Origin of the sequence: Aeromonas sp. 11P (assembly GCF_051920165.1) — a bacterium.
GTDB lineage: Bacteria > Pseudomonadota > Gammaproteobacteria > Enterobacterales > Aeromonadaceae > Aeromonas > Aeromonas veronii.
This window is the reverse complement of sequence record NZ_JBQBDJ010000004.1, coordinates 860,397-873,865: the sequence shown is the minus strand read 5'-3', so window position 1 is coordinate 873,865 and position 13,469 is coordinate 860,397. Positions and strand designations below refer to the sequence as shown.

14 protein-coding genes are annotated in these 13,469 nt (G+C 62.2%); all 14 read left to right on the top strand.

What is annotated here, in order from left to right:
• Positions 1-237 carry an envelope stress response membrane protein PspB gene (pspB, locus tag ACTG1P_RS04150; protein WP_005333672.1) on the top strand — a complete coding sequence of 79 codons (237 nt, stop codon included), beginning with the start codon at positions 1-3 and terminating at the stop codon, positions 235-237.
• On the top strand, positions 234-638 hold the full coding sequence (gene pspC / locus ACTG1P_RS04145) for an envelope stress response membrane protein PspC (protein ID WP_005333670.1): 405 nt from the start codon (positions 234-236) through the stop codon (positions 636-638). The genes pspB and pspC overlap by 4 nt, the downstream gene beginning before the upstream one ends.
• 101 nt (positions 639-739) lie before the next feature.
• Positions 740-2,146, top strand: coding sequence for a YcjX family protein (locus ACTG1P_RS04140; protein ID WP_440000562.1), 1,407 nt, complete (start codon positions 740-742; stop codon positions 2,144-2,146).
• 53 nt (positions 2,147-2,199) lie between these two features.
• A complete protein-coding gene (locus ACTG1P_RS04135; RefSeq protein ID WP_440000561.1) occupies positions 2,200-3,231 on the top strand; it encodes a YcjF family protein in 1,032 nt (343 codons plus the stop codon).
• 190 nt (positions 3,232-3,421) lie between these two features.
• Positions 3,422-4,345, top strand: a complete 924-nt coding sequence (locus ACTG1P_RS04130; RefSeq protein ID WP_005346246.1) for a LysR family transcriptional regulator — start codon at positions 3,422-3,424, stop codon at positions 4,343-4,345.
• Between the two features lie 197 nt (positions 4,346-4,542).
• The gene (locus ACTG1P_RS04125) at positions 4,543-5,688 is read left to right on the top strand and encodes an ABC transporter substrate-binding protein (protein ID WP_440000560.1); all 1,146 of its coding nucleotides are present in this window, start codon (positions 4,543-4,545) and stop codon (positions 5,686-5,688) included.
• A gap of 90 nt (positions 5,689-5,778) precedes the next feature.
• Entirely contained in the window at positions 5,779-6,792 is a 1,014-nt protein-coding gene (locus tag ACTG1P_RS04120) for an ABC transporter ATP-binding protein (RefSeq protein WP_440000559.1), read from the top strand.
• Positions 6,789-7,757, top strand: a complete 969-nt coding sequence (locus tag ACTG1P_RS04115; RefSeq protein ID WP_440000558.1) for an ABC transporter permease — start codon at positions 6,789-6,791, stop codon at positions 7,755-7,757. Before ACTG1P_RS04120 ends, ACTG1P_RS04115 begins: the two co-directional genes overlap by 4 nt.
• A gap of 137 nt (positions 7,758-7,894) precedes the next feature.
• Positions 7,895-8,722: an ABC transporter permease gene (locus tag ACTG1P_RS04110; RefSeq protein ID WP_317113460.1), complete on the top strand. Its 828-nt coding sequence runs from the start codon at positions 7,895-7,897 to the stop codon at positions 8,720-8,722.
• A 29-nt stretch (positions 8,723-8,751) separates the two neighbouring features.
• Positions 8,752-10,182, top strand: a complete 1,431-nt coding sequence (locus ACTG1P_RS04105) for a gamma-aminobutyraldehyde dehydrogenase (RefSeq protein WP_440000557.1) — start codon at positions 8,752-8,754, stop codon at positions 10,180-10,182.
• Positions 10,183-10,334: 152 nt separating this feature from the next.
• Entirely contained in the window at positions 10,335-11,129 is a 795-nt protein-coding gene (gene phhA / locus ACTG1P_RS04100; RefSeq protein ID WP_040069354.1) for a phenylalanine 4-monooxygenase, read from the top strand.
• A gap of 63 nt (positions 11,130-11,192) precedes the next feature.
• The gene (locus ACTG1P_RS04095; RefSeq protein WP_440000556.1) at positions 11,193-11,531 is read left to right on the top strand and encodes a 4a-hydroxytetrahydrobiopterin dehydratase; all 339 of its coding nucleotides are present in this window, start codon (positions 11,193-11,195) and stop codon (positions 11,529-11,531) included.
• Entirely contained in the window at positions 11,528-11,650 is a 123-nt protein-coding gene (locus ACTG1P_RS04090) for a 4a-hydroxytetrahydrobiopterin dehydratase (RefSeq protein WP_257496256.1), read from the top strand. Before ACTG1P_RS04095 ends, ACTG1P_RS04090 begins: the two co-directional genes overlap by 4 nt.
• A 148-nt stretch (positions 11,651-11,798) precedes the next feature.
• Positions 11,799-13,346 carry a transcriptional regulator TyrR gene (gene tyrR, locus ACTG1P_RS04085; RefSeq protein WP_005333656.1) on the top strand — a complete coding sequence of 516 codons (1,548 nt, stop codon included), beginning with the start codon at positions 11,799-11,801 and terminating at the stop codon, positions 13,344-13,346.
• Positions 13,347-13,469: the final 123 nt, after the last annotated feature.

Below are 13,469 nucleotides of genomic sequence, written 5' to 3'. Positions count from 1 at the left end.
ATGGAAGATCTGCTGGGCGTATTGATGGTTCCCATGGTGGTCTTCATGGTGGTGGTAGCCCCCATCTGGCTGGTGCTGCACTATCGTGCCAAGGGGCGGATTGGCGCCGGTCTTGCCGATAGCGAGCGGGAACAGCTGCAAGGGCTGCTGGCTCGCACCGAGAAGATGCAGGAGCGAGTAGGGGCGCTGGAGTCGATTCTGGATGCGGAAGTACCCGGTTGGAGGAACAAGGTATGAGCAGTGTCAGTCGTGAAGGGCGTAACCTTTATCGCGATCCCCAGCGCGGCAAGATAGCCGGGATCTGTGCCGGTTTGGCAGAGTATTTCGGGGTGGAGACCTGGATCGTGCGGCTGCTCGCCATTAGTGGCCTTATCTTCGCAGGTTTCATCACCTTCACCGCCTATATCGCCGCCTGGTTCCTGCTCGACAAAAAGCCGGTCACCCTCTACTCGCAAGAGGATGCCGACTTTGCCGAGGTGCGGATGAAGGCGCGCAGCTGGCAGGCGGGGATCACCCCTCATCAGGCGCTGGGCCGTATCGCGCAGGAACTTGACGCGCTGGAGCCCAGAGTTCAGCGGATCGAGAAACTGGTGACCTCCAGGGAGTTCACCCTGCAGCGGGAGTTTCGCAAGCTGTAGTGCTTGCTGAAGCCCCCATGTCGATGGCGGCGCCTCCCGTGATGCGCCACCATCAACACCAGCTATCCAGATGCAACCACCAAGGGAGAACGGGTCAAGCCTTGATACTCAATAAACTGGAACAGAAGTTGACTCGCCTGCAACACAAGGCGAACGACGTGGTGAACCGGGTGCGGGATCGCCATATTCGGCTGGCGGTGACCGGCCTCTCTCGCAGCGGCAAAACCGCCTTTATCACGGCGCTGGTCAACCAGCTGGAACACGCGGCCATAGATGGCCGTTTGCCCCTGTGGGATGCCCTGCGTCAGGGGCGCATCCTCGGTGCCCGCCGGGTGCCGCAGCTCAATGCCCACATTCCTACCTTTGCTTACGAGCGTGGCCTCGACTCCCTGTTTGGCGATCCACCAGCTTGGCCCGAGCCCACTCGCGGCGTGGCCGAGGTGCGTCTCGAAATCCGCTATCGCACCCGTCACCCCCTGCGCAAGCATCTGGGGGAGATCTCCACCCTCTACGTGGATCTGGTGGACTACCCCGGGGAGTGGCTGCTCGACTTGCCGCTCCTTGAGATGAGCTACGAGCAGTGGAGCGAACAGGTGCGCGAGCAACTTCGTCGACCAGAGCTGCAGGCACTTGCCGCCAGCTGGCTGACACCCGGGTGGCAGGCCGATCAGCGCTTCGAAGAGCGGCCGGTGGCTGAGCTTGCCGAGCGCTACACCGCCTATCTGCATGCCTGCAAACAGGAGCTGGGATTGCATCTTATTCAACCCGGTCGCTTCGTGTTGCCGGGGGAGTATGCCGGTGCCCCCATGCTGCAATTTGTCCCTTGGGTGTGGGAGATGCCTGTCGGCGAGCCCGCCGATGGCACTCTTTACGCCACTCTCAAGCAGCGCTTCGAGCAGTACAAGCAGCATCTGGTGCAGGGTTTTTATGAGCAGCACTTTGCCGGCTTTGATCGCCAGATCGTGCTGGTGGATTGCCTGCAACCTCTCAACGCCGGGGCTGCCAGCTTTGGCGACATGCAGCAGGCCATCGCCCGCATCATGGAGAGCTTTGCCTACGGCAAGAGCAACTGGTGGCGGCGACTCTTCTCGCCCCGTATCGACAAACTGCTCTTTGTGGCGAGCAAGGCCGATCACGTCACCCCCGAACAGCATGGGCCCATGGTCTCCCTGCTCCAGCATCTGGTACGCAGCGGCCGTGGTCAGGCCCGTTTTGAGGGGATCACCACCGAGTGTCTGGCGCTCGCCGCCATCAAGGCGACGGAAGTTGGCAAGGGGGTGGCCAATGGCCGCGAGTTCCCGGCCATCCGTGGCACCAGCCTGAGCGGTGAGCCGCTGCTGCTGTTCCCGGGGGAGGTGCCGCCCCATATTCCGCCTGAGCAGTGGTGGAACAGTCAGGGTTTTGATTTTCAGGCGTTTCGCCCCATGCCCATGAGCCCCCATCAGGCGCTGCCCCATATCCGGCTCGATGCAGCGCTGGAGTTTCTGCTCGGGGATCACCTCGAATAACGGTGTGCGGTCTTGGCACCTGAGCCGAAGGCTGCGCACAGGAGAACAATGCGATGAACGATCAGATAAAAGAGCGGCCACCGCTGCAGGGCAAGGTGATCCTTGAGCCAGCCTTGACGGTGGCCAGTGACGAGCGACCGCCCGCACCGGCCCAGCGGCTGGAGGAGGCGAGTTTCGAGCGCCTCGACGAGCTGGACGAGCTCACCGAGGTGGAGAGCGCCCTCGTCATCAAACCGCGCCGCCGCCATCGACTGTTGGCATGGGGGCTGGGGGCGGTCGGTCTGCTCTCGTTGGGCCAGTATGGCGCCTTCCTTTACGATCAGTTTCTCACCACCCCGCTCTGGGGCAGCGCCTGGCTGGCGGCCTCGGCGCTGGTTGCGGCGGGTACCGCCAGCGTGGTGGGTCGCGAGTGGCTGCGGCTGCGCACCCTCAAGCGGCGTCAGGATGTGCGCTCGCGCGCAGAAGATCTGCTTGCTCATCAGGGAGTCGGGCAGGGGCAGGCCTTCTGCGAAGGGTTGGCGGTCAAAAGTGGCGACAAGGGGCGTGAGGGGTATCAGACCTGGCTGGCCCAGCTTGATGAGAGCCATAGCGATCGGGAGGTGCTGACCCTCTACAGCCAGCTGGTACTCGGCGAGCGTGACAAGCTGGCGCAGGCGCGGGTGGCCAAGTGGTCAGGGGAGGCCGCCGTGCTGGTGGCGCTGAGCCCGCTCGCCACCGTCGACATGATGCTGATGCTGTGGCGCAACCTGCGGATGATCGAGGACATCGCCGATGTCTACGCCATCGAGCTTGGCTACTGGAGCCGCATCCGCCTCATCCGTCAGGTGTTTCGCAACATGCTCTACGCCGGCGCCACCGAGCTGGTGACCGAGGTGGGGATGGACTTGCTGGGCGCCGAGCTTACCGCCAAGCTCTCTGCCCGCGCGGCGCAAGGAGTGGGGGCGGGCCTGCTCACCGCCCGCCTTGGCCTGCGCACCATAGAGGTGTGCCGCCCGCTGCCCTGGTGTGCGGACGAGAAGCCGAAACTGGGCGAGCTGCGCAAGCGGCTGATCGGCCAGCTGGCGGGGTATCTCAACAAATCCTGATAGCCCTGTCTGCACCTTGCTGCGATGACCCATGCCCCTGTTGTGCTCGCCAAGCCGCAGGGGCATGGTTTTAATCGGCAGATCATTGAGTTGGCAGCAGTGTCCGGTTTTGGCGAGGCGCCCGTTTACGGTTAAGCTGGCAGTTAATCTTACCAATCACACTCATCGTACCAATCGGCAAGGATGCCCGATGAACTTTACCTTTCGCCAGATCCGTTATTTTGTGGCCGTGGCCGACAGCTTCTCAGTGAGTCGTGCCGCCGCCGAGCTTCATATCTCCCAGTCGGCGGTGACCAGCGCCATTCGCGAGTTGGAGACCGAGCTTGGCGCCCCGCTATTCGAGCGCAATCCGCGCGGCGTCACCCTCACCACTCAGGGCCACCAGTTTTTGCTCCACGCCCGCCGTATTCTCGGCGCCATGACCGAGGCGAGCCACTCACTCAAAGCGGTGGCCCAGCAGGATCAGGGGCGACTCACCATAGGCGTGACCACCTTGGTGGCGGGTTACTACCTCTCAGAGGCGCTCGGCCGTTTTCGCCGCGCCTTTCCGGCGGTACAGATCGAGGTGAAGGAGGATGAACAGCCTTTTCTGGAGCACCAGATCGTCAACGGCGAGGTGGATGTGGGGATCCTGATGACCAACCGCACCATTCGGCAAGAGGCGTTTGATACCGAATTGCTGACCCGTTCGCCGCTGCGGCTCTGGCTGGCCGCCAACCACCCGCTCTGCGCCGAGTCGACCCTCTCGCTCACCGCGCTGGGGGAGGAGCCGATGATCTCGCTGACCGCCGATCAGCTCGATCAGATCATCGGTGGCGGCCTGCGCCGCTACGGCATCTCCCCCCGTATCGTGCTGCGCACCGCATCGGTGGAGGCGGTGCGCAGTCTGGTCGCCAGCCAGCTCGGGGTCGCCCTGTTGCCCGACTTTGCCTATCGCCCCTGGTCGCTGGAGCAGGAGCGGGTCGAGGCGCGCCCCATCAAGGAGCCCATTCCCGCCATCGATATCGGGCTGGTGTGGCGCCGTGGTTCTCGGCTGGATTGGACGGCGCGGGAATTTATCGATATCGCGCGGGATCAGAGCCGGTTGCGGGCCCGTCAGGCGCTCCCTCGCTAGCCATCTCTTGCGGGGTAGCCACCAAAAATCAGATTCATCTGCACTCGATATCGATTTAGCTGATACCTGAGCCACCAAAAATTGAAATATTCATCGTATTGCCACTCCCCTAAGCTCATTGCTGGTTAACAGGATGTTAACGCCCACGGCGGCGTTCCTTCACCTGATGCAAGTCAACACAATGCAAGGAGTGCATGATGAAATTGACCCCTCTGATGCTGGCTCTTGTTCCGGCGCTGCTGGCAGGCCAGACCCAGGCTGCCCCGACCGAGCTCGGCAAGGGTGAAGGCCATCTCAATATTGTGGCCTGGGCTGGCTACGTTGAGCGTGGTGAGACCGACAAGAACTACGACTGGGTGACCGGATTCGAGAAAGAGACCGGCTGCAAGGTGAACGTCAAGACGGCAGCCACCTCGGACGAGATGGTGGCCTTGATGAACGAGGGGGGCTTCGATCTGGTGACCGCCTCCGGCGATGCCAGCTTGCGTCTGATTGCCGGTGGCAAGGTGCAGCCGCTCAATCTGGCGCTCATCCCGAGCTACAGCAAGATTGATCCCCGGCTGCAAAATGCCCCCTGGCACACGGTGGATGGCAAGCACTACGGCGTGCCCTACCAGTGGGGCGGTAATATCCTGATGTACAACACCAAGGTGTTCCCCAAGGCGCCGGACTCCTGGAACGTGGTGTTCGAGGAGCAGACCCTGGCGGATGGCAAGTCCAACAAGGGACGGGTACAGGCCTTTGATGGCCCGATCCACATCGCCGATGCCGCCCTCTATCTGATGGCCCATCAGCCCGCCCTGGGCATCAAGGATCCTTACGAGCTGAACGAGGATCAGTACAAGGCCTCCCTCGATCTGCTGCGCAAGCAGCGACAGTTGGTGGGGCGCTACTGGCATGATGCCTTCGTTCAAATCGATGACTTCAAGAACGAAGGGGTGGTCGCGTCAGGCTCCTGGCCGTTCCAGGCCAATACCCTGATCGCCGACAAGCAACCTATCGCCACCACTGTGCCGAAAGAGGGGGTCACCGGTTGGGCCGATACCAGCATGGTGCACAGCGATGCCAGGAACCTCACCTGCGCTTACAAGTGGCTGGAGCACTCCCTGAGCAACAAGCTGCAGGGGGATCTCGCCGCCTGGTTTGGCTCGGTGCCTGTGGTGCCTGCCGCCTGTGAGGGCAATGCCCTGCTGGGCCCGACCGGGTGCAAAACCAACGGTATCGACAACTTCGATCGGGTTCGCTTCTGGCGCACTCCGGTCTCCCAGTGCAAGAGCCAGGGAACTTGCGTGCCCTATTACCGCTGGGTTTCCGACTATATCGCCATTCTGGGCGGTCGCTAAGGCGCTCCGACTCTGCACGACTGCCGAGACCGGATACTCAAGCGGGCCGGACAGGAGTCCGGCCCATCCCAGCACAGACAAGGACGCCCCATGAACGCCGTACAATTTGACCGGGTCAGTCGCCACTATGGCGAGGTGAAGGCGGTCGATGACATCTCTTTCCAGATCCCCTCAGGGGAATTCTTTACCCTGCTGGGGCCGAGCGGTTCCGGCAAGACAACTTGCCTGCGGATGATCGCGGGCTTCGAGTACCCGAGCGATGGGGAGATCCGCCTGTTTGGCGAACCCTGCTCCACCGTGCCGCCCTATGATCGCAACCTCAATACCGTGTTTCAGGACTATGCCCTGTTTCCCAACATGGATGTGCGCGACAACATCGGCTATGGCCTGATGCTCAAGGGTGTCGCCAAGGTGGAGCGCTATCGCAAGGTGGACGAGATGCTGGAGCTGGTGCGACTGTCGGGGGTCGGCAAGCGCCGCCCGAGCCAGCTCTCCGGCGGCCAGCGCCAGCGCATCGCCATCGCCCGGGCGCTTATCAACCAGCCCCGCATCCTGCTGCTGGATGAGCCGCTGGGGGCCCTCGATCTCAAACTGCGCGAGCAGATGCAGCTTGAGCTCAAGGCGCTGCAACGCCAGCTGGGCATCACCTTTATCTTCGTCACCCACGATCAGCAGGAGGCGCTCTCCATGAGCGACCGGATCTGCATCTTCAGTCAGGGCAAGATCGAGCAGATCGCTGCGCCCGATACTATCTACGACGCTCCGGCGACGCCGTTTGTGGCCCGCTTCGTTGGCACCGTCAATCTGTTCGAAGGGGAGCAGGCCAGACGGCTGTGCGGCGACGGCAGCCAGATGATGGTGCGCCCGGAGCGGATCCGGCTCGCTGAGGCGGGCACGCCGGGCTGGTCAGGGGAGATCCGCGAGGTGGAGTATCTGGGCCCCTTCGTCCGTTATCGGGTCAGCCTCGGGGAGCAGCTCGAGATCATCGTCAACCACCCCAATGAGGGGCAGGCCCGTCTGGCCCGTGGCAGCAGGGTCAGCCTCAGCTGGCCGGAGCAGGCCATCCATCGCCTGAGCGTCGCCCATCAGGGGGCGCAGCCATGAGTGCCCCTCACAGTGCGAGTCTTGCCATGAACCATCAGCCCGAACCTGCCCGTTTCAGGCCGCTGCGGCGCCTCTCGACCCTGCTCTATGGTCGGCCCGGCCTGCTGCTGGCGATCCTGCTGGGGCCGCCGCTGCTGTGGCTCGGCATTATCTATGTCGGCTCCTTGCTGATGTTGCTCTCCAACTCCCTGTTCGGGCTGGACGAGTTCAGCGGTCAGGTGCGCCACGATCTGGGGCTGCAAAACTTCGTTGCCCTGCTGCGACCGGAGAATCTGGATGTGATCGGCCGCACCGTCGGCATGTCGCTGCTGGTGACCCTGGCCTGCGCCCTGCTCGGTTTTCCGGTTGCCTACTACATGGCGCGCTACACCAGTGGCAAGACCCGGGCGCTGTTCTATGTGGGGATCATGCTGCCGCTCTGGTCCAGCTATCTGGTACGGGTCTATGCCTGGAAGTTGATTTTGGCCAAGGAGGGGGTTGTGAGCTGGCTGGCGGGCAGCATGGGGCTGGAGTGGCTGCTGGATGCCATCCTCTCCTTGCCGGTGATAGGTGGCCCGTCGCTCTCCTTCTCGCGGCTCGGCACCTTTATCGTGTTCGTCTATGTCTGGCTGCCCTTCATGATCCTGCCCATTCAGGCGGCGGTGGAGCGTATACCGCGCTCCCTTTTGGAGGCGAGCAGCGATCTGGGGGCGACACCCGCCCAGACCTTTCGCAACCTGATCCTGCCGCTGGCGTTGCCCGGTGTGGTGGCGGGCTCCATTTTCACCTTCTCGCTGACCCTCGGTGATTACATCATCCCCGGCATCATCGGCAACTCGACCATGTATATCGGTCAGGTGGTCTACATGCAGCAGGGAACGGCGGGCAATCTACCCTTTGCCGCCGCCTTCTCGCTGGTGCCGATCCTTATCATCGCCATCTATCTGGCGATTGCGAAACGGTTAGGAGCCTTTGATGCGCTTTGATGCCCATATTGCACTCATCCATGTATCTCCTCGGGTGCCCAGCCTGATCATGGCTATCAACCGACGACCGTCAAACGGCAGGGTGCTTTTGATGCGCTTTGACCCTATCGCTTTGAACCGGCAGCAAGGAGGCCGTCATGTCAGCTAGCTCAGTGATCCGTCAGGGAGAGCGCCCTTCTGGCCTGCTCAAGTACGCCGCCATCGGCGGGCTCTTGTTCCTGCACTTTCCCATTCTGTTTATCTTCCTCTACGCCTTCACCAGCGAGAGCAAGAGTTACCAGTTTCCACCTCCCGGGCTCACCCTCAAGTGGTTCGAGGTGACCCTCAATCGCCCCGATGTGTGGCGCGCCATCCAGCTGTCGCTGGAGGTCGCGGGGCTGGCGACGCTGGCAGCCATGATCCTCGGCACCTTGGCGGCAGGGGCCATTGCCCGCAGCCGCTTCTTCGGTCAGGAGGTGGTGTCGCTGTTGCTGGTGCTGCCCATCGCGCTGCCCGGTATCGTCACCGGTATCGCGCTGCGCTCGGCCTACGGCCTGATGGAGATCCCGTTCAGCTTCTGGACCATCGTTATCGGCCACGCCACCTTCTGTGTGGTGGTGGTCTACAACAATGCACTGGCCCGTTTTCGCCGCACCAACCAGAGCCTCATCGAGGCGTCGATGGATCTCGGGGCCGACGGCTTCCAGACCCTGCGCTACGTGATCCTGCCCAATCTGGCCACGGCGCTGCTGGCGGGGGGCATGCTGGCCTTTGCCCTGAGTTTTGACGAAGTGATTGTCACTACCTTCACGGCGGGCCAGCAGACCACCCTGCCCATCTGGATGTATCAGGAGCTGATCCGTCCCCGTGACAGGCCGGTCACCAACGTGGTGGCCCTCATCATAGTGGCCTTCACTACTATCCCTATTTTGCTTGCCTACTACCTCACTCGCGACACCCATGATGTCGCTGGCAGTGGCAAATGATGACTCAACGCGTGCGCAAGGATGCAACCATGAAACTCTCTACCCAACTCTTGATTGATGGCCAGTTTTTGACCGGCGAGGGGCAGGCTGAACCCATTCTCAACCCGGCCAACGGCGAACAGATCGCCGCCGTGCCCGAAGCCTCGTTTGAACAGGTGAACCGGGCGGTGAACGGTGCCCAGCGCGCCTTCGCCCAGTGGAGCCGCACCACCCCGGCCCAGCGCAGCAACCTGCTGCTGCGTCTGGCGGATCTCGTCGAGCGCCACGCCGAGGAGTTTGCGGCGCTCGAATCCCTCAACTGCGGCAAACCTTATCTGGCGGTGCTCAATGACGAGCTGCCCGCGGTGGTGGACTGCTTCCGCTTCTTTGCCGGGGCGGCCCGCTGCCTGCAAGGGCCGCTGGCGGGAGAGTATCTCGAGGGGCACACCAGCATGATCCGCCGCGACCCCATAGGTGTTGTGGGCAGTATCGCCCCCTGGAACTACCCGCTGATGATGGCGGCCTGGAAGATGGCGCCGGTGCTGGCGGCGGGCAATACGGTGGTGCTCAAACCCTCCGAACAGACCCCGCTCACCGCGCTGCGTTTGGCGGAGCTGGCCAGCGAGCTCTTTCCCCGCGGCGTTATCAACGTCATCTGCGGGCGGGGCGAGAGTGTGGGGGCGCCGCTGGTGGAGCACCCGCTGGTGCGGATGGTATCGCTCACCGGCGATATCGCCACCGGCCAGAAGATCCTGCAAAGCGCTGCCCGCACCATGAAGCGCACCCACCTTGAGCTGGGGGGCAAGGCGCCGGTGATCATCTTCAACGATGCGGATCTGGAGGCCGTAGTGGCGGGTATTCGTACTTTCGGTTTCTACAATGCAGGGCAAGATTGCACCGCCGCCTGCCGTATCTATGCCCAGGGCAAGATCTACGACAAGTTCGTTGCCGCCATGACCGAGGCGGTGGCCTCCATCAAGGTGGGCAGCCAGTACGAGGAGGGGGTCGAGATGGGGCCGCTTATCTCCGACAGACAGCGCAACCGGGTCGCCAGCTTTGTCGAGCGGGCCCAGAGTAGCGGTCATGTGGAGGTGACGGCGGGGGGCAAGATCCGCCCCGGCAACGGCTTCTTCTTCGAGCCGACCCTGATTGTCGGGGCTCGGCAGGAGGATGAGATCGTGCGGCGCGAGGTGTTCGGTCCCGTGGTGTCGGTGACCCGTTTCAATGATGCCGAGCAGGTGGTGCAGTGGGCCAACGACTCGGACTATGGCCTCGCCTCGTCGGTCTGGACCAAAGATCTGAGCCTCGCCAGCAAGGTGGCCAGCCACCTGCAATATGGCTGCACCTGGATCAACACCCACTTCATGCTCACCTCCGAGATGCCTCACGGCGGCATGAAGATGTCGGGCTACGGCAAGGATCTCTCCCTCTATGCGCTGGAGGATTACACGGTGCCGCGCCATATCATGGTCAAGCTGTAGTGGGTATTGGTTAGCGGGTTGTCACAATTCATTTACAACTGTTTCCGGCAGCCGGCTCATGGGTCGGCTGCTTTTTTTGTTGCCATTTCGTTACAGTGAAACCGTGATGAAACGGCAAGGCGCCTGATGTGGCGCCAGAGGATGGAACCGCTATGGCAACCTTTTACACCGCCCACCAGCCGGATGCTGACGGGGTGATCCACTACAGCAACGAGGAGCATGGTACCTGGCAGGTCCTGATCGAACGTCAGTTCGCCGCTCTCGATGGCAAGGGGTGTGACGAGTATCTGGCCGGTCTCGACAGACTGGGGCTGCCCCGTGAGCGCATCCCCCAGCTGGCCGAGATCAACGCCGTCTTGCAGCCTGCGACCGGCTGGTCGGTGGCGGCGGTGCCTGCGCTTATCTCGTTCGATCGCTTCTTCGCCCTGCTGGCCAACCGCCAGTTTCCGGTAGCGACCTTTATCCGGCGCCGGGACGAGCTCGACTACCTGCAAGAGCCCGATATCTTTCACGAGATCTTTGGCCACTGCGCCATGCTGACTAATCCGGCCTTTGCCCACTTCACCCACCTATACGGTCAGTTGGGGCAGCAGGCGAGCAAGGAGCAGCGGGTTTTTCTGGCGCGGCTCTACTGGTTCACCGTGGAGTTTGGCCTGCTGGCCACGCCCGACGGGCTGCGTATCTACGGTGGCGGCATTCTCTCCTCCATCGGCGAGACCGCCTATGCCCTCTCCGGCCAGCCGCTGCTGCAACCTTTCGATCTGTTGACCGTGCTGCGCACTCCCTATCGTATCGACATCATGCAGCCCACCTATTTTGTGCTGCCGAGTCTCGATCATCTCTACCAGCTGACCGGTGAGGAGATCATGGCTGCTCTGGCGGAGGCCAGTCGGCTTGGCCTCTATCCGCCGCGCTTTGAGGTTGCCGCTGGCAAACAGGCGAGCTGACCAAAAGCAAACAACCCTATTTCATTTTCATTAATTTTTCATTAATTCAAGCAGGAGTAACCCATGTCCGAACTGGCCAGCCAACAGTGTGAAGCGTGTCGCGCCGATGCCCCCAAGGTGAGCGATGGGGAGCTGCGCGAGCTGATGCCGCTTATTCCCGACTGGCAGCCGCTGGTGGAGGAGGGTGCGCTGCAACTGCGGCGGGAATTTACGTTTCGCAACTTCAAGGAGGCGTTGGCGTTTACCAACCGCCTGGGGGAGCTGGCGGAAGCGGAGTTCCATCATCCGGCCATCCTGACCGAGTGGGGCAAGGTGACCGTCAGCTGGTGGACCCACAAGATCGGCGGCTTGCACCGCAACGACTTCATCATGGCTGCACGCACGGATGAGCTGCTGAAGTGAACGCCACCACTCATCGAGTGAGCGATATGGTGATCGTCAGCTGGTGGATGCATAAGATCGGCGGTTTGCATCGCAACGACTTCATCATGGCGGCGCGCACCGATCAGTTGCTCCGGTAATCGCACCCCACACCAGCGTCATCGGTTGACCCGGGCCTGCCTGCGAAAGCGGGGCGGGCCCGCATTTTTATGGGCTGGCGCTCGCACTGGGGGGATCGAGACTGTATTATCCGCTCATTCATAGAGTTAGCTAGGAAGTGTGTCCCGAATGCGTCTTGAAGTCAGCTGTGAAGACCGCCTGGGCCTGACCCGGGAACTGCTCGACCGCCTGGTGGAGCACAATATCGATCTGCGCGGCATCGAAATCGATACCTCAGGCATCATCTATCTCAACTTTCCCGAGCTGGAGTTCAGTGATTTTCAGCACCTGATGCCGGAGATCCGCCGTATTCCCGGCGTCTACGACGTCAAGACCATCCCCTACATGCCTTCCGAGCGAGAGCATCACGAAATCGAGGCGCTGCTCAAGGCGCTGCCGGATCTGGTCTTCTCCCTCGACAGCAAGGGCAAGGTGACCCAGGCCAACCAGTCTGCCCTCACCACCCTCGGCTTGCCGGTGGAGGAGGTGCGCGGCGTGGCGCTCGGTTCGCTGGTCAAGGGTTTCTCCTTCACCCGCTGGCTGGAGGCGAGCGAGATCAAGCCGCAGACCTGCAAGCTCAGTTTCAATGGCGAAGAGTATCTGGCAGATCTGATGCCGCTGTTCGTGGCAGAAGCCCGCGGCAAGCAGGCGCTGGCCGGTGCCGTGGTGGTGCTCAAATCTGCCCGTCGGGTCGGCCTGCACTTCAGCGCGCTTCATGCGGTGGAAGTGGGGGGCTTTGAGCATCTGCAGGCCGAGAGCCCCAAGATGAAAGAGGTGCTGTCGCAAGCGCGCAAACTGGCGATGCAGGATGCGCCGCTGCTGATTGTCGGTGAGACCGGTACCGGCAAGGAGCTGCTGGCCCGTGCCTGTCACGGGGCCAGCCTGCGCTCCAGCCACCCCTTTATGGCCCTCAACTGCGCCGCCATGCCCGATAACGTGGCCGAGAGCGAGCTATTTGGTTATGCCCCCGGCGCCTTTGGCAACAACACCGAGGGCAAGCGCGGCGTGCTGGAGCTGGCGAGCGGCGGCACCCTAATGCTGGACGAGATCGGCGACATGTCTCCCCATCTGCAGACCAAGTTTTTGCGGGTGCTGCAGGATGGGGTGTTCCGCCGGGTCGGTGACGAGCAGGAGGTGAAGGTCAACGTGCGTTTCATCTGCACCACCCAGAAGCAGTTGCTGGATCTGGTACACGAAGGAACCTTCCGCGAGGATCTCTATTATCGCCTCAACGTGCTCAGTCTGGCGCTGCCCCCCCTGCGCGAGCGCAAGGCGGACATCATGGTGCTGGCCCAGCAGTTTGTCTCCCGCTTTGCCAGCGAATTGCAGCGACCCCGTCCGCGCTTTACCCGCAACATGGCCGACTACCTGACCGCCTACCGCTGGCCGGGCAACGTGCGTCAGCTGCGCAACTGTCTCTACCGTGCCATGACCCTGCTGGAAGGGGATGAACTGGGGCCCGAGCAGATCGACCTGCCGGTGGCGGCCGATACCATGCCGCTGATCGACGAGTGGTTTGAGGGGAATCTCGACGATGCAGTGAAGCGCTTCGAGAGCCAGCTGCTGGCCCGGCTCTATCCCGCCTTCCCATCGACGCGCCAGCTGGCCAAACGCCTGGGCGTGTCGCATACCGCCATCGCCAACAAGCTGCGGGAATACGGCATCAGCAAGAAGTGATTTCCGTCTTGTTGCCTGCCACCAGAGAGCCCGTTACCAGACGGGCTCTCCGTTTTCTTTACACGAACTCTGTCGATGATGGCGGGGTGAGACTTGTCAGGCCAGTGTCAGCCAACTTACTAT